Origin of the sequence: Streptomyces sp. NPDC008137 (assembly GCF_042957035.1) — a bacterium.
Classification (GTDB): domain Bacteria; phylum Actinomycetota; class Actinomycetes; order Streptomycetales; family Streptomycetaceae; genus Streptomyces.
Map to the genome: position 1 here is coordinate 44,190 of NZ_JBIBHN010000010.1, position 16,287 is coordinate 60,476.

The window sequence follows — 16,287 nt, forward strand, 5'->3', positions numbered from 1 at the left end:
GAGTGAACTGAGGATTTCATCAGGAGTGTGTTGACTAGACTCGCGCGCATGCCGTCGTCAGCCCCGCCCCGCAACCGCTTCGAACGGCGCCGTGCCGAGACTCGTCAGGCGCTGGTGCGCGCGGCGCGGCAGATCCTCCCCGAGACGGGGGACACCAGCGCGAGCATCCAGCTGATCGCGGAGGGCGCGGACGTCGGCTTCGGCTCCTTCTGCAACCACTTCGAGTCGAAGACGGAGCTGTCCGACGCTGCGGTGCGGGACGCGCTCGAAGAGCTCGGCCAGGCCTTCGACGAGCATCTGCGGGATGTCGACGACCCGGCGGAACTCGTCGCGACCGGCTTCCGCCTCAGTTTGCGTCTGGCCGACTCCCGGCCCGAGCTGATGCGGGTGCTGCGCCACCGCGGCCTCGGGTACATCCACTCGGAATCGGGCCTGGCGCCGCGCGCGGTGCGTGATCTGGAGGCCGGTATCGCCTCCGGCCGGTTCACCATCGCCGATCCCACCGTCGCCGTGACCGCCCTGGGCGGTTCGCTGCTGGCGCTGGTGGAGCTGCGGTTCGCCCGGCCGGAGCGCGACGGCGACGAGGCCGCCACCAATCTCTCCGAGATGCTGCCGCGCATCCTGGGAGTGCCGCCCGAGGACGCCCGTGACGTCGCCCGCCGCCCCCTGCCCGACCTCGACTGACAGGGGCTTGAGCGCCATGACCAAACCCGTCGTCCGCGAACCGCTGCGCCGCAACTCCCGTTCCAACCGGGCCCGGATCCTCGCCACCGCCCGGCAGGAGTTCGGCCGGAACCCCGATGTGACCCTGGAGGAGATCGCACGGGCCGCCGGGGTGGTCCGCCGTACGCTCTTCGGGCATTTCCCGGGGCGGGCGGCCCTGCTGGAGGCGCTCGCCGAGGAGGCGTCCGAGACCCTGCGCGGCATCGTGGCCGGGGTCCCCGACGCGGAGGAGACGCCGGAGCGGGCCCTGGCCCGGTTCGTCCTGTCGATCTGGCCCGTCGGCGACCGCTACCGGCTGCTCCTCTCCCTCGCCCGCCAGGACCTGGGCACGCAGCGGGTGTCCGAGACCCTCGCCCCGGCCCGCGACGGGGCCACCGCGATCCTGGAGCGCGGGCAGCGCGCGGGTGTGTTCCACGACCACCTGCCGGCGGCGGTGCTGAGCGCCGCGCTGGAGGCCGTCACCCTCTCCCTGCTGGAGAGCGTCAACACGGGTGCGTGGGAGGACGACGGGACCCGGACGGCGGTGGCCACGCTGGTCGCCGCGGGGGTGTCGGACGAGGCGGCGACGTCGATCGTCGGGGACGTGGTGTCGGAGATGCGAGCCGAGACCACCGACAGCTGATCGGGGCAGTACTGGTGAGTCGTTGACCGGCGTCTGAGGCGGTTCGCTCACTCGGCGGGGCTTGCCCTCCCCGCGATCACGCGCTTCGCGGATCTCTCCGCTCCCACCGCGATCAGCGCCGCCCTCGCGCTGTGCGTGCCGTCGTCGCTCCAGGTGCCGGCGTTCACGCAGTCCAGGAGGGCCAGGAGGAGTTTCTCCAGTGCTCTGGCGAGCGGGGCCGGTGGGATGCCGGTCTGGAAGACGCCCTCCTGCTGTCCGCGTTCGATGATCGCCGTTGCCAGGTCGCGGGCGGGGGCGAGGATCTCGTCGGCCCGTGCCGTCCCGAGATCCTGCGGTGTGAGTCTCAGCAGGATGCGATAGCGGTCGCCGACGGGCCAGAGCGCCAGGACGAAGTGCCGTAGAGCGGTGGCGGCGTCGGCGTCCGGAGCGCGGGTCGCCACCGCCGCCAAGGCGCCGCGCAGTGCCTCCGCGGCCTCCGTGGCGAGGCCCTCCACCAGCGCGGACCGGCCGGCGAAATGGCCGTAGACGGTGCGGCGCACCACCCCGGCGGCCTCGGCGATGTCCGTGAGGCTGCTGTCGGGATCGCGGCCGAGTTCTCGTCTCGCCGCTTCCAGGATGCGGGCCCTCGTGAGGCGTGCCGGGCGGCGTGGACGGGTCATGGCGGTTCGGACCTTCGGGCGACGAGGGAGGGTGGCTCGATATTTGCACACCTATGGGCAATAAACTAGTCTGCACATCGTTGGGCAAATAACTGTCCTCGTCGCCTCACCCCCGAGGAGCCTCCGATGCCGCTGCTTGCGGACACACCCGCCGAGAAGATGACAGCCCCCTATCCACGGCGCTGGTGGGCCCTGCTGGTGCTCTGCCTGAGCCTGCTGATCGTCGTCATGGCGAACACGTCGCTGATCGTGGCGGCGCCGGACATGACGAAGGACCTGAGCCTGAGCAGCAGCGACCTGCAGTGGGTCGTCGACGGCTACACCGTCCCGTACGCCGCGCTGATGCTCGTGCTGGGCGCGATCGGCGACAAGTACAGCCGCCGCGGGGCGCTGATCCTCGGTCTGCTGATCTTCGCGGGCGGCTCGGTGATGGGCGGCATGGTCGACGAGACCACTCTGGTCATCACCGCTCGAGCGATCATGGGCATAGGTGCCGCCGTCGTCATGCCGGCCACCCTGTCCCTGCTGGTCGCGATCTTCCCGAGGGCCGAGCGGGCCAAGGCCATCACGGCCTGGAGCGCCACCTCGGGCCTCGCCATCGCCGCCGGGCCGCTCGCCGCGGGCTGGCTGCTGGAGAGCCACGCCTGGGGCTCCACCTTCCTGATCAACGTCCCCATCGCGGTTCTCGGCGTCGTCGGCGCCCTGCTTCTCGTACCGCCGTCCAAGGCGGAGCGGATGGGCGCGATCGACTACGTCGGCGGCCTGCTCTCCATCGTCTCCATCGGCTCCCTGGTCTACGCGGCCATCGAGGGCCCGCACTTCGGCTGGGGCACCGGCCCCATCACCGCGGCCGTGGTCGCCGGCGTCGGCCTGCTCGCCTTCGTCGCCTGGGAGCTGCGCCACCCCAACCCCATGCTGGACGTGCGCAAGTTCAGGGAGCGCCCCTTCAGCGGGTCGATGCTCGCGGTGCTGTTCTTCTTCTTCGGCACCTTCGGCTCGATCTACTACTCCACCCAGTTCCTGCAGTTCGTCCTCGGCTACAGCGCGCTGGAGACCGGCGTACGGCTGCTGCCGCTGGCCGGAGCCGTCTTCGCCGGTGCCGCGGTGACCGGCGGGCTGGCCCCGAAGCTGGGCGTGAAGCTGGTGGTGGGGACCGGTATGGCGCTCGGCACCGTGGGCGTCCTGCTGCTCACGCGGATCGAGTCGGGCTCCGCGTACACCGACTTCCTGGCGCCGCTGCTGCTGCTCGGCTTCGCGATCGGCCTGAGCCTGTCCCCGGCCACCGACACCATCATGGGCTCCTTCCCCGAGTCGGAACTGGGCGTCGGCGGCGGCGCCAACGACACCGCCCTGGAACTCGGCGGCGCCCTCGGGATCGCCGTCCTCGGCTCGCTCCTCGCCACCTCCTACAAGGACAAGCTGACCGACCTGGTCGGCGGCCACCTCCCGGCCACCGCGATGGACACCGCCCAGGACTCGGTGGGCGGCGGCCTCGCGGTCGCCGAGCAGGTCGCGAAGACCCCCGACGGCGGCGCCCGGCAGGCCCAGGCCCTCGTCGACGCGGTCCACGAGTCCTTCGCCCACGCCATCGCGCAGACCAGCCTCATCGGCGCCGTCATCATGGCTGCCGGCACCATGATCGTCATCGCCGTGCTGCCCGGCCGCAGGGCCACGGTCAAGACCGGCGACGACGACCCGGCGGCGGCAGCCGACCGGGACGAGGAGTACGCGGAGTCCGCGCAGCGGTAACGGCCCGGCCTACCCCCGCAGGAACCCGGTGAAGGACCTGGCCCACCCCTCGACGGTCTCCCTGGTGAACAGGTCCGTCGAGTACTCGAAGGTGACCGTGATGCGGTCGCCTTCCGGGGCGATCACGACGTACAGCTCGTTGCGGGCCACGCCCTGGACGGGGAGGGCGTGTACGGCCGTCGACACGCCCTGGAGGTCCAGGGCCGGTGGCTCCGTGGTGATCACCGTGAAGAGGACCGTCGGGAACAGGGCGCCCTTCAGGTCGGGTGACACCAGGGACACGACATCCGTCAGGGGGAGTTCCTGATGGTCGAGGGCCGTGAAGAGGGAGACGCCGAGTTGCGCGACCAGGTCGCCGAAGGTCTCGGCCTCGCCCAGCCGGGCCCGCAGCAGTACGGCGTCACCCAGGATGCCGACGATCTCCGAGCGGTCGCGCCGGACGCGGTTCGCACTGGACGCTGCCAGGACGAGGTCGTTCCCCTCGCCGCACAGGTCGCCCAGCCACCTGGCGAACAGGGCTGCCAGGACCGTGTAGGTGGTGGTGCCCAGGCGGGTCGCCGTGTCGGCCAGGAGGGCGGGGGTGTCGTCGTCGATGACCCAGGTGTGCAGGGCACCCCGGCCGGACAGCGTGCCGGGGTGCGGGTGGTCGTAGGGGAGGGACGGGCGCAGCGGGACGCCTTCGAGTTCCGTGCGCCAGAAGTGTTCCAGGGCTGTCCTGCGTTCGTCCGGCAGGGCGTGTTCCGATCGGGCGAAGTCGGTGAACTGCTCTACCTCGCTGGGTAGTTCAGGAGTCCTTCCCGCCCGTCGCGCGTTGTACAGCTCTTCCAGGTCGCGCCGGATGATGCCCAGGGACCAGCCGTCGCAGACCGCGTGGTGGAAGACCGTCACCAGGATCCAGTGGTCGGGGGCGACCCTGGCCAGACGGAAGCGGTGCAGCGGGGATCGGTCCATCGCGAAGGGGGTGGACACCTGCTCGTCGCACCAGCGGTCCACCGTGTCCGCTGCCGCCCTCGTGAGGTCGGTGAGCGGCAGCGGCACCGGGACCTCCGCCAGGACTTCGACCTCGTAGCGGCCGTCCGGCCTGCGTACCGGGCGGCCGCGCAACGCGTGATGGCGGGCCACCAGGTCCGTGAGGGCCCGGTGCAGGGCGCCAGGGTCCACGTCGCCGCGCAGGTCCACGCGGTGGGCGATGTTGTAGACGCTCGGGTCGGTGAGCGCGTGGTGGCGGCGCCACAGTCGGCGCAGGGTGGACGGCATCGGTGCGGTGTCCACGACACGGCCGCGGATCTCGTCGCCGCTTGTCGCCTCGCTGCGGGTCGCGATGCCCCGGATGGTCGGATCCAGGAAGAAGTCGGCCATCGTGAGGTCGACGCCGGCCTCGTCCCGCATACGGTTCAGCAGCCTGATCGCGCTCAGGGAGTGGCCGCCGAGTTCGAAGAACGACGTGGTGACCGGGACCGGGTCCGCGTCCAACTCCTCGCGCCACAGGTCGTGGAGCGTCTTCTCCAGGGCCGTGGCCGGCACGGCGGCCACAGTCACTTCGTCGGTGCTGTCGCCCGGCTCGGGCAGGGCGGCGCGGTCCAGCTTGCCCGAGGCGTTCACCGGGAGGCGGTCCAGGGGCACCCAGCGGCGGGGCACCAGGTGGTCGGGGAGTCCGGCTGCCAGTGCGGTGCGTACGGAGTGGCAGGAGGCCGTTTGAGCCAGGACCACGTATGCGACCAGTTCCGTGTCGCCGTGGCGGTCGCGGCGGGTGAGGACCGCCGCGTCCCGGACGGCCGGCAGTGCCGTCAACGCCGCCTGGATCTCGCCGGGTTCGACCCGGTAGCCACGGATCTTGACCTGGTCGTCCGCCCGGCCCAGGTAGACCAGGGTGCCGTCCGTGCGCAGCCGGCCCAGGTCGCCCGTGCGGTACAGCACCCCGCCCGTGCCGTCGTCGAGGAAGGCCTCGGCGGTCTCGGCGGGGCGGTCGTGGTAGCCGTATGACACCGGGATCCCGCCCACGTGGATCTCGCCGACCGCCCCGACCGGGACCTGCCGGCCCGTGCCGTCCAGGAGCTGGACGCGTGCTCCCGGCACCGGGGTGCCGATCGGCGGCCATTCCTCGCCGTCCGGGTCGACGCGGTGCGAGGTGACGATGACCGAGGTCTCCGTGGGGCCGTACTGGTTGTGCAGCGCGCAGTGCGGGTGCGTGGCGAGGAAGCGGCGGAAGGCGGATGTGAGCTGGAGTGCCTCGCCGGCCGAGAACAGCTCGCGCAGGGACGGTAGTCGGGGAGTGGTCTCCATCAGGTACTTCAGCGGGGTGCAGGGCATGAACATCCGCTGCACCTCATGGCGGCGCACCGCCTCGGCCACCGCCGCCGGGTCGTGCCGTACGGCGTCGTCGACGAGGACCAGCGCGGCTCCCGAGGCCAGGGTCGTGAAGATCTCCTGCACGCTGACGTCGAACGCCGGTGACGTCCATTGCAGGGTGCGGAGGGCCGGGTGGCGGCTCAGATGGCCCTGGACCAGGTTCGCCGGGCCCCGGTGGGGTACGACGACGCCCTTCGGGCGGCCGGTCGAGCCCGAGGTGTGGATGCAGTACGCCGGGTCCTCCGGGCGGGCTCCCTCCGGCACGGGGCCGGTGGGGAGGGCGTCGTCCACCTGTTCCACTCGCTGGACGGGCAGTCCGGTCGCCAGGTCCGGGTGTGCGGTGAGGGCGTCGTCGGAGGTGAGCAGGAGGACGGGGGTGGCGTCGGCGAGCAGCAGGGAGAGACGTGGAGTGGGGAGGGACGGGTCGAGGGGGAGGTACGCCGCCCCGCTCTTGAGCACGCCGAGCAGCGCTGTGATCAGGTGCGGGCCGCGCGGCAGCAGCACCGCCACCCGTTCCCCGCGTGCCGCGCCCCGGGTGCGGAGCTGCCGGGCGAGGCGGTCGGCCGCCGCGTCCAGGTCCGCGTAGGAGAGCCGCTGTTCCCCGCTGATCAGCGCCACGGCGTCCGGGGTGTGGCGGGCCTGCCGTTCGAACAGGCCGTGCAGGGTGGCGGGGGAGGCCGGGTCGTCCACGGCCGCCGGGTGCTCCCAGCGGGCCAGGGTCTCGCGGTCGGCGGCGGTGAGGGCGGTCAGTTCGGGCAGGGGCGCGTCGGGGGCGGCCAGGGCGCGGCGCAGCACCTGCTCTACGTAGTCCACGAAACGGCGCACCGTGGCCTCGTCGAAGAGGGCCGTGTCGTATTCGACCATGAAGCGGACGCCGCCCGCGTGATGGGTGAGGTAGACGCTGAGGTCGAACGGGGCGCGGGCGCTCGGCACGTCGAGCAGGGTGGCCGTCAGACGGGGCGGGTCGAACACCGCCTCGCCCTCGTTCTCGTACTCCACCATCACCTGGAACAGCGGATTGCGGCCCGGGTCGCGACGCGGGTTGAGCGCGCCCACCAACTCGTCGAAGGGGAGGCCACTGTGTTCGTACGCCGAGGTGCTGCTCTCGCGGACCCGGTGCAGCAGGGCCGGGAAGTCCGGGTCGCCGGTGAGGTCCAGGCGCAGCGGCACCGTGTCGAGGAACAGGCCCACCTGGTCCTCGGCGCCGGCGGGGCGAGCCGCCACCGCCGTGCCGATCACCACGTCCCGCTGCCCGCTGAACCGGCCCAGGACCGCGCCGATCGCGCCGGTCAGCGTCATGAAGAGCGTGGCGCGATGGCGGGCCGCGAACGCCCGCAGGCCGTCGGTCAGTTCGGCGTCCAGGGCGTGCGTGAGGCTCGCGCCCGCTCCCGATCTGACCGGCGGGCGGGGACGATCGGTGGGGAGTGTCAGCTCCGGCGCGTCGGCGAGTCGCCGCCGCCAGAAGTCGAGGGACGCGGGATCCGGCTCGGCGACCGTCGGCGGTTCGGACAGAGGCGGTGGTACGGATCCCCCGCCCCGCCGGGCCCGGTAGTACGCGGCCAGATCGCGGGCCAGTACGGCCGTGGAGGAGGAGTCGAAGACGATGTGGTGTGCCATGAGGAACAGCAGGTGGTGCTCCGGGGCCAGCCGGAGCAGGCGGGCCGTGACCAGCGGGCCCGAGACGAGGTCGAGTCCGTGGTCCGCCGCGAGCGCCGCCCGTAGCGCCTCCTCTTCCGTCGACCCCGTGTGGTCCGCCACCGGGCAGTCGAGCGGCATCCGGTCGCGTATCTCCTGGTACGGGACACCGGCCGTGGCACCGAAGACCGTGTGCAGCGCCGGGTGGCGGTCCGCGACGCGTTCCAGCGCCCAGCGCAGCGCCGGTACGTCCAGGGGGCCGTCCAGCCGGATCGCCTTGGGCTCGTGGTACATGGCGGTGGCCGGGTGCAGTTGCTCCAGGAACCAGATGCGGCGCTGGGCCGGGGTGAGCGGGGTGCGGGGCGGCGTACGGCGGGGCTCGGGCAGGGCCCGCGCTGCCGGTTCGGGCGTGGTCCGCCGCACGCGGTCCAGCACCGGCAGCGCCGCCAGCACCTTCTCCCTCGGTACGCCGAAGTCCACGAAGCAGGCGATCTCGTCCGCCCCGGCCGCCAGCAGCCGCCCCACGGTCTCCGCCGCCGTGTGCTCGTCGCCGATCAGCGCGCGGTCGTCGCAGTAGCGCTCGTAGGCGCGCCCGAGGAGGAACTCCACGTCCTCCTCAAGGGTGTTCTCCAGGTCCACCTCGAAGCCGAGACTGTTGGTGACCTGGTCGAAGAGGGAGAGGGAAGACCGCAGATACGACAGGAACGGCCGGTACGCCTCGGCCCGCGCCCGCTCCGCGTCGTCCTCCAGGTACGTGTGCACGAGCACCACGACCCGTCCCGCCGCCGGGTCCAGACCGTGCTCGGCTCGGCAGCGCCGGTACAGGGCGATGTTCTCGGCCAGTTGCTCCACTGTCTGCGTCATCAGATTGGTGACCACGCCGAGGTCCTCGGCGGCCGCCCGGCGGTAGCTGTCCGGGTTGCCGACGACGGCCACGTACATCGGCGGCCGTTCCTGGACGGGGCGGGGATGCAGGCGGATCTCCACCTGGGTGCCGTCGCCCGCCGTCGTCTTCAGCGCCTGCCCCGACCACAGGTCCCGTACGGCCGTCAGGTGCTCGTACATCACCTCGCGGTGCCGGCCGAAGTGCTGCGGGGCGAGCGCGAAGTCGGTGGCGTGCCAGCCGCTCGCGAAACACAGGCCCGTCCGGCCGCCGGAGATGTTGTCGACGACCGACCACTCCTCGGCGACCCGGGCGGGATGGTGCAGCGGCAGTACCACGGATCCGGCGTTCAGCCGGACCCGGCTGGTCCGGGCGGCGAGGGCCGCGGCCAGCACGGAGGGGTTGGGGAAGAGCGCGCCGAAGGAGTTGAAGTGCCGTTCGGGGAACCACAGGGCGTGGAAACCGTGCTGGTCGGCGAAGTCGGCGGCGGCCATGATCAGGCCGTATTTGTCGTGGTCGGTGTGCTCGGGGTAGTCGCCGAAGAAGTAGAGGCTGAAGTCGACGGCTCCGGAGGGCGTGGGCTCGGGAACGAGGCGCGTCGGCACCGGTTCCGGAGTGAGCGGTGTCGTCGTGGCGCTGGGCGCCGTCGCGAGTACGTCCAGCTGGCGGGAGATCATCTCGCCGACCTGGCCCACCAGTTGCTCCGCCAGCCGTAGCTGCTGACCGAACAGGGCCTGGAGGTCCTGCGAGCCTTCCTGGGGCGTGGCGGGCGCCGCCGAGGGTTCCTCGGCCACGGGCTCCCGCACCACCGGCGCCACCACCGGCGCCACCACCGGCGCCACCACCGGCGCCACCACCGGCGCCACCACCGGCGTGTCGTCGCCCCGCAGCCCCGCGACCCGTTGCAGCTCCGCGACCCGTTCGGCCAGTCGGCGCGGTGTGTCGGCCGAGTCGAACACCTCCCGGACCGGGACCCGGACGCCGAACCGCTGTTCCAGCTCCGTCGTCATGCTCATCAGGGAGAGCGAGTCGGCGCCGAGTTCGAAGAAGGAACGGTCGGGGGTGACCTCGGCAGTCGGGCGGCCCAGCTTGTCCGCCGTCAACTGCCGGATGATGTCCACGATTGCGTCAGCGCGCGGTTCCGGCCGCCCGGGAACCGCCACCGGCGTCTCGGACCGGTACGGCACCCTGCTCCGCCGCAGCGGATGCCCGGGGAGCGGCACCCGGCCGGCGTCGTCGCCGAGGAGCGCCCGCCAGTCCAGGTCGGCACCCCTGCGGTACAGCGAGCCGAGCGCCGTCAGGAACCCGTGGGCCTGCTCGGCGGCCCCGTCCCCGTCGCCCTGTCCGCTCAGCCAGCGGCTGTCGGGAACGCAGTGCCGGCCGAGCCCGATGAGGGTCCGCCCGGCGCCGGTCTCCACGAAGTCCCGGAAGCCCTGCTCGACGGCCGTCTCCATGGCGAGGTCGAAGCGGACCGGCCGCCGGGCCTGCCGGCAGAGGTGGTCCACGTCGACCGTCCAGCCCGCCGGGCGCCACTCGCCGTCGGCCGTGGTCACCAAGGGGGTGTGCAGCGGCCGGTACGTCACCTCGCGCGCCCGGATCCGGAACTCGTCCAGCGCGCTGTCGATCTCCGCGGAGTGGAACGCCCGGTCGACCGGCAGCGCACGCCACCGAAGGCCGTCCAGGTCGAACAGCCGTGCCGCCTCCTTCACGGCCCCCGGCGGGCCCGACAGCACCTGGGCGCGGGGGCCGTTGACCGCGGCGAGTTCCGCACCGGCGGCCTCGGCGACACGTCGGGCCGTGGCCTGGTCGGCCCGGACGGCGAGCATGCCCCCGGCCGGACAGCGGGCCTGCATGAGGCGCCCGCGCCAGGCGGTGAGCCGCAGCCCGTCCTCCAGGGTCAGGGCACCGGCCGCGTACAGGGCGGCGTACTCGCCGACGCTGTGGCCGAGCAGGAGCCCGGGGCGTATACCGGCGGCCCGCCAGGCGTCCGCCAGCGCCGCCTGATGGGCGAAGAGGGCGGCCTGCGCGGTCTCGGTGGGCCAGCTGTCGTCTTCCGCGGAGGGACCGGCGAGACCGGGGGCGGCCAGGAGCGGTTCCAGCAGGCTGCGGCCGAACTCCCCGGCGTAGAGCTTCTCGCACCGGTCGAGCGTGGCCCGTGCGGCCGGGCCCGTGGCGTGGAGGCCGCTCGCCATGCCGCGGCGGGCGCTGCCCTGGCCCGGGAAGGCGAAGGCGATCGGGCCCGGAGGGGAGGCCTCGGTGAGGTGGTCCCCCTCCAGGGCGCGGACGAGTTCGCCGGCCGTGCGGCCGACCACGGCGGTGCGTGCCGCACGGTGCGGTCTGCCGAGGGCCAGGGTGGCGGCCACGTCGGCGGCCGGGAGGTCCGGCCGGGCCTTCAGCCGGTCGAGGAGCGCGGCCGTGAGCTCGGCGAGGGCCTCGGTGTCCCCGGCCGACACCGGTACCAGGACGGGCAGTTCCGCACCGGAACGAGGGCGAGCGGGCGGCGCCTCCTCCAGCACCACATGGGCGTTGGTGCCGCCGACGCCGAGCGCGCTGACCCCGGCCCGGCGGGGCACACCGTCCGGCACCACCCAGGGCCGCAGCTCCGTGGCCAGCGTCAACGTGCTGTCGGCCAGCGGGAGTTCCGGGTTGGGCCGGTTCAGGTGCGGTGTCGGCACCAGGGTGCGGTGGCGCAACATCAGTACCGTCTTGATGAGCCCGGCCATTCCGGCACAGCTGTCGAGGTGCCCGATGTTCGGCTTCACCGAGCCGACGACACAGCCGCCGGCCCGGCCTGGGCGCCCCGCGTTCTCGCCCAGCACCCTTGCCAGCGCCGTGAGTTCCACCGGGTCGCCGAGCCGCGTTCCCGTGCCGTGCGCCTCCACGTACGAGATCGTCTCCGCGGGTACGCCGGCCCTGCGCAGAGCCTGCCGTACGACGTCGGCCTGCCCCTCGACCCCGGGTGCGCTGAAGCCGACCTTGGCGGCTCCGTCGTTGTTGACCGCGGAGCCCAGGATCACCGCGTGCACGGTGTCGCCGTCGGCCAGCGCCCGGTCGAGGCGCTTGAGCAGGACGGCGGCCACGCCGTTGCCCCCGACCGTGCCGTCGGCCTCCGCGTCGAAGGCACGGCACCGTCCGGTGGGGGACAGGATCGACCCGGGGTGGCTGCGATAGCCGGACTCCTGGGGCAGGTGCACGGCCGCCGCGCCGGCCAGCGCCAGGTCCGTGTCGCCGGTCAGCAGCGCCTGGACCGCCAGGTGCACCGCGACCAGCGACGTGGAACAGGCCGTCTGCACACCGATCGCCGGGCCGGTGAGACCGAGCCGGTAGGCGACCCGGGTGGCGAGGAAGTCGGGCTCCTGCCCGATGGCCCGCTGCATGTCGGCAGCCGGATCGGCGGGGCCGGCCGGGTCGTACGGCGAGCCGGTGGCGGACGGCTGCTGGTGGTCGTAGAGGTTCATGCCCGACCCGGCGAACACCCCGACCCTGACGCCCGGCGCGGTCGCCGCGTGGCCGCCGTCCTCCAGCGCCTGGTGGCAGCACTCCAGGAACAGCCGGTGCGCGGGATGCGTGAGCCCGGCCTCCTTGGGGCTCAGTCCGAAGAAGTCCGTGTCGAACTCCTCGACACCGTCGAGGACTCCGGCGACGGGCACGTGGCCGAAGGCCGTGGGGGCATGGCCGGAGGTCATGAGCTGCGGATCGCCGAACACCCGGACGCTGTCCACGCCGTCCCGCAGATTGGCCCAGAACCCCTCCGCCGAGTGCGCGCCGGGGAAGCGCAGCGCCACTCCGATGACGGCGACCCGTCGCTCGGGGGAGGGGGGCGTGCCGTCGTAGGTCTCCGTTTCCGGCGCGACCGCCGTCGCCGGCCCACTCGCGAGATGCGCCGCGAGCGCCGTGACCGTCGGATGCTCGAAGAACGCGGTCTGCGCGATCGGCGTGCCGAGACGTTCCGCCAGCCGGTTCCGCAGGCGCACCAGCAGTACGGAGGTCAGGCCGAGTTCGTAGAACGGCACGTCCGCGTCGGCGGGGCCGCCCAGCACGGCGGCCAGTTCCTCCCTGACAGCCCGGGTCACGGTGTCCGCGTCCGCGTCCGGGGCCGTGGTGCCGAAGCCGCCGTCGATCAACCTGTTCTGGAGTTCCGCACGGCGCACCTTGCCCGCCGGTGTGCGCGGGAACTCGTCGGCCGGCACGGGCAGGACGTACGCGGCGGTGAGCCTCAGGCGGGTGAACAGCGCCGCCTTCAGCTCCGTGGCGATCCGGGTGTCCTCGGGGGCGCCGCGGCTGACGAAGAACACCGCGAGTTCCTCTGTGCCGCGCTCCGGATGCGGGATGCCGCACGCGGCGATCTCGCCCTGCCGGACGCCGTCGACGGCGGCGGCGGTCTCCTCCACCTCGTGGCAGTACACGTTGTGGCCGTTGAGGATGATCAGGTCCTTGCGCCGGCCCGTGATGACGACCTGTCCGGAGTCGAGGAAGGCCAGATCGCCCGTGTCCAGCCAGTCCCGCCCGGCGGGGTAGGCCGCGGCGTCCGCCTCGGGGTTGTCGACGTAGCCGGGGGTGAGCCGCGCGGGGGAGTGGACCTGGAGCCGGCCGATCCGGCCCGGCGGGGCGAGGTCGCCGTGGTCGTCGACGACGCGCAGGGTGACGCCGTGCGCGGGCGAGCCGGACGCGACGAAGGTGACGCAGTCGGCGTCCGGGGCGTCGGCACCGGCCGGGACCAGGTTCCCGCCCAGGCTGCTCTTGAGCAGGCGGTGCACGGTCCCGGGCCGGTCGAGGCGGCCGTAGGTGACGGCCGTGACCGTCTCGGCCATGCCCCACACCGGGGCGATGTGCTCCTCGCGCACCCCGTACGGGGCCGTCGCGTCGAGGAAGCGGCGCAGCACCGGCAGCACGACCCGCTCGCCCCCGCACAGCAGAGACTTGAGGCCGCTCAGGTCCCAGTGGCCGTCGGGCCGCTCGGCCAGCGCGTCGGCTTCGGCGAGCGCGTCCGCGACGAGCCGGTAGGCGAAGGTGGGCGCCCAGCTGTGCCGCGCCCGGTGTTCGTGGAGGAGGTCGAGCCAGCGCAGCGGGTCGGTGAGCACATGCTCGGTGGGCGCGTGGACGTTGGTGCAGCCGGTGAAGACCGCGAGCAGGTGGTAGAGCAGGAAGGCGCCGCTGTGGTCGACCGGCAGCCAGTTCACCATGGTGTCGTCCGGGCGCACGTCCAGGATGCGCCGGCTGCTCGCCGCGAAGTCGGCGAGCCCGGCGTGCGTCAGCCGCGCCGCCTTCGGGACGCCGGTGCTGCCCGAGGACAGCATCAGCAGGGCGGTGTCGGACGGGTCCGGCAGGACGTGGTCGTCGTCGGCGTCCCCGGCCGGCGCGTTCAGGCAGTCCCGGGCGAGGGCGACGCTCGGTGCGGGCGTGGCGTGGGCGAGCGCGGCGGCGCCCGGCGCGTCGGTCAGGACCAGGGGGCGGTCGAGTAACGCGCAGGCCTCCCGCAGCCGTTCGAAGGCCGGGGAGCCCGGCGCGGGATGCTCGGCGATGGCCACCGGCAGGGCACCGCCGAGCACACAGGCCCAGAAGGCGGGGAAGAACTCGGCGAGCGGCAGCCCGCACAGCACCACCGTGTCGCCGCGCCGCACCCCGTGGGCCCGTAGCCCGGCGAGCATACGGCGGGCCGCGTCCAGCAGTTCGGGATACGACCGCGAGGCCGTGGTGCCGTCGGCGGCGACGGTGACGACGGCTCCTCCGGAAGCGGACCGGGCGGCGCTCAGCAGCGCCCGCACGGCGTCGACCGGATCGGCCTCGGTGCGCTCGGGCTCAGGGCCCTGGCAGAGGGCGTGCCCCCGTAGACGTTCCATGCGTGTGCTCTCCCTTTTCCCCGCTGGTGGACGAACGGTCCGATTCCCCGTCGGTGGACGAACGGTCTGAGTGGTCCCGGCCTCTACGCGCGTCACGCCGCCGGACGGTGAGCAGCAGCAGAAGCAGCGCCCCGCACGCCGCCGCCCCGTGGAAGACCCCCACGACGGCGAGCGCGGGCAGGGCCTCGAGCGCGGCCGCCGCGGCGATCGTGCCCAGGGCGAACCCGGACTGCTCGGCGGTGGCGGACAGTCCGAACAGCCGGCCGCGCTGCCGGTCGGGGGCCGCCTGGAGGCGCGAGGTGTAGACGATCTCGGTCCAGCCGTCCGCGAACCCGGCCGCCACGGCCGCCGCGATCAGGGCCGGGGCGGGCGGTCCGGTGAACGCGGCCACGAAACACAGCGACATCGCGCAGGTGCCGACGGCGAACGCGCGCTCGCCCCAGGACGTCCCGTGCGACCGGCGTTTGAGGACCTGGTGGGCGAGCAGGGTGCCCACCGCCCACGCCGCCCAGAACCGGGCCATGAACACCGCCGGATCGGACGGCTCGGCCGCGTGTGCCGCCAGCGGCAGGGCGACGTTGTGCGACGCGGACGCCAGCGCGTCGAGCCCCCGCAGCGCGATCAGGGCGAGCAACGGGCCCGCGAGGCCCGCGACGCGGCGCCGCAGCCGGCCGCCACGCCCTGGCGAGAATCCGTCCTCGCCGTCCTCCGCGAGGCACGCGTCGCCGCCGGTGTCGCCCGCGCCGCCACTGTCCGTGCGCGGCCGGAGCAGCAGCACCGCCGCGGCGGACACCGCGAAGCTCGCGGCGTTGACCCCGAACGCGACGCCGAAACCGCCGAGCGAGATGACCGGCGCGGCAGAGGCGAAGCCCAGCACCGTGGCGACGGACCGGGCCGTGACCAGCACGCCGTTCGCCCGGGCCCGGTCGTCCTGCCCGACCATGACCGGAACCGCGCTGCGCAGGGCGACGCTGAAGAAGGTGTTCCCCGCGCCCAGCACGACCACCGCCCCGAGCAGCGCCCACAGCGGCGTGCGCGACGCCCAGAGTGCTAGCACCACCATGGCGAGGGTCTGGGCGAGGTCCGTCGCCACCATGACGGTCCGGCGCGTGAGCCTCGCGGTCACGGCCCCGGCGGTGAGACCGGCCATGACACCGGACAGCAGCCGCACCGCCATCACCGCGCCCACGCCCAGGGCGCTGCCGGTGACCTCGTACGAGAACAGGCTGAGCGCGATCAGATTCAGGTAGGTCCCGTAGGCCGACACGGCGTGCGCGACCACCAGGGACCGGAATCTTGAGTCCACCCCCGTCACCAAACTCCTCAACCCGGCAGGGCCAGGTTTCGGCCGCTCGGCATATTCATTCGCAGCGTAGCCCGACGAGGCGGCGGGGGCGGGGTGTTGTGGAGTATCGGGTGATCAGCGCGGGGCGGACGGAGACCGAGGAGGCCGGTCCGGCGAGGCCAGCGACCGCTCCCGCACCCGCTCCAGATGCCGGGCGAACACCTCGCGCGCGTCCGGCGTCAGGTTCCGCAGGGCCACCAGGGCCGTGATCACCACATCGCACAGTTCCGCCTGGACGTCGTCCCAGTCGTGGGTCACGCCCTTGCGCGGGTTCTGGCCGGTCGCGCCGATCACCGCCTCGGCGACCTCCCCGACCTCCTCGGACAGCTTCAGGACGCTCAGGAGCACGCCCTCGCGGCCTTCGACGGCGCGTTGGGTGTCGAGCCACTCCCACAGGGTGTCGACGGCGGCCCACAGATCCGGTCCGGGCGGTGTCTGATCGTTCATGGGGCGGCAGCCTGCCACGACGGTCTGACAACGCC

The 16,287-nt window shown here is 73.2% G+C and carries 7 protein-coding genes; 3 read left to right on the forward strand and 4 right to left on the reverse strand.

The features are described 5' to 3' along the window. The first annotated feature begins 48 nt into the window (after window positions 1–48). Together ACFZBT_RS18680 and ACFZBT_RS18685 are read left to right on the forward strand one after the other, a co-directional pair. On the forward strand, window positions 49–684 hold the full coding sequence (locus tag ACFZBT_RS18680; RefSeq protein WP_391104589.1) for a TetR/AcrR family transcriptional regulator: 636 nt from the start codon (window positions 49–51) through the stop codon (window positions 682–684). 16 nt (window positions 685–700) lie between these two features. Continuing rightward, complete coding sequence (locus tag ACFZBT_RS18685) at window positions 701–1,345, forward strand: TetR family transcriptional regulator (RefSeq protein WP_391104592.1); 645 nt, start codon at window positions 701–703, stop codon at window positions 1,343–1,345. Between the two features lie 47 nt (window positions 1,346–1,392). On the opposite strand, the gene ACFZBT_RS18690 is transcribed toward ACFZBT_RS18685, so the two are convergent. Further along, window positions 1,393–2,004 (reverse strand): TetR family transcriptional regulator, encoded by a 612-nt coding sequence (locus tag ACFZBT_RS18690; protein ID WP_391104594.1) that lies wholly within the window; start codon window positions 2,002–2,004, stop codon window positions 1,393–1,395. 126 nt (window positions 2,005–2,130) lie between these two features. Between ACFZBT_RS18690 and ACFZBT_RS18695 the strand changes: the two genes are divergently transcribed. Beyond that, on the forward strand, window positions 2,131–3,753 hold the full coding sequence (locus ACFZBT_RS18695) for an MFS transporter (protein WP_391104596.1): 1,623 nt from the start codon (window positions 2,131–2,133) through the stop codon (window positions 3,751–3,753). Window positions 3,754–3,762: 9 nt separating this feature from the next. Here ACFZBT_RS18695 and ACFZBT_RS18700 read toward each other — a convergent pair whose 3' ends face one another. The 3 genes from ACFZBT_RS18700 to ACFZBT_RS18710 form a co-directional block, all read right to left on the reverse strand. Beyond that, window positions 3,763–14,460 (reverse strand): amino acid adenylation domain-containing protein, encoded by a 10,698-nt coding sequence (locus ACFZBT_RS18700; RefSeq protein ID WP_391104598.1) that lies wholly within the window; start codon window positions 14,458–14,460, stop codon window positions 3,763–3,765. Beyond that, the gene (locus tag ACFZBT_RS18705) at window positions 14,420–15,766 is read right to left on the reverse strand and encodes an MFS transporter (RefSeq protein WP_391104600.1); all 1,347 of its coding nucleotides are present in this window, start codon (window positions 15,764–15,766) and stop codon (window positions 14,420–14,422) included. Before ACFZBT_RS18705 ends, ACFZBT_RS18700 begins: the two co-directional genes overlap by 41 nt. A gap of 114 nt (window positions 15,767–15,880) precedes the next feature. Next, window positions 15,881–16,252 (reverse strand): MazG nucleotide pyrophosphohydrolase domain-containing protein, encoded by a 372-nt coding sequence (locus tag ACFZBT_RS18710; protein WP_391104603.1) that lies wholly within the window; start codon window positions 16,250–16,252, stop codon window positions 15,881–15,883. Window positions 16,253–16,287: the final 35 nt, after the last annotated feature.

Coding starts and splice junctions, on each gene's coding strand:
- ACFZBT_RS18710 (WP_391104603.1), bottom strand. CDS start 16,252: ATGAACGATCAGACACCGCCCGGACCGGATCTGTGGGCCGCCGTCGAC.
- ACFZBT_RS18685 (WP_391104592.1), top strand. CDS start 701: ATGACCAAACCCGTCGTCCGCGAACCGCTGCGCCGCAACTCCCGTTCC.
- ACFZBT_RS18690 (WP_391104594.1), bottom strand. CDS start 2,004: ATGACCCGTCCACGCCGCCCGGCACGCCTCACGAGGGCCCGCATCCTG.
- ACFZBT_RS18695 (WP_391104596.1), top strand. CDS start 2,131: ATGCCGCTGCTTGCGGACACACCCGCCGAGAAGATGACAGCCCCCTAT.
- ACFZBT_RS18680 (WP_391104589.1), top strand. CDS start 49: ATGCCGTCGTCAGCCCCGCCCCGCAACCGCTTCGAACGGCGCCGTGCC.
- ACFZBT_RS18700 (WP_391104598.1), bottom strand. CDS start 14,460: ATGGAACGTCTACGGGGGCACGCCCTCTGCCAGGGCCCTGAGCCCGAG.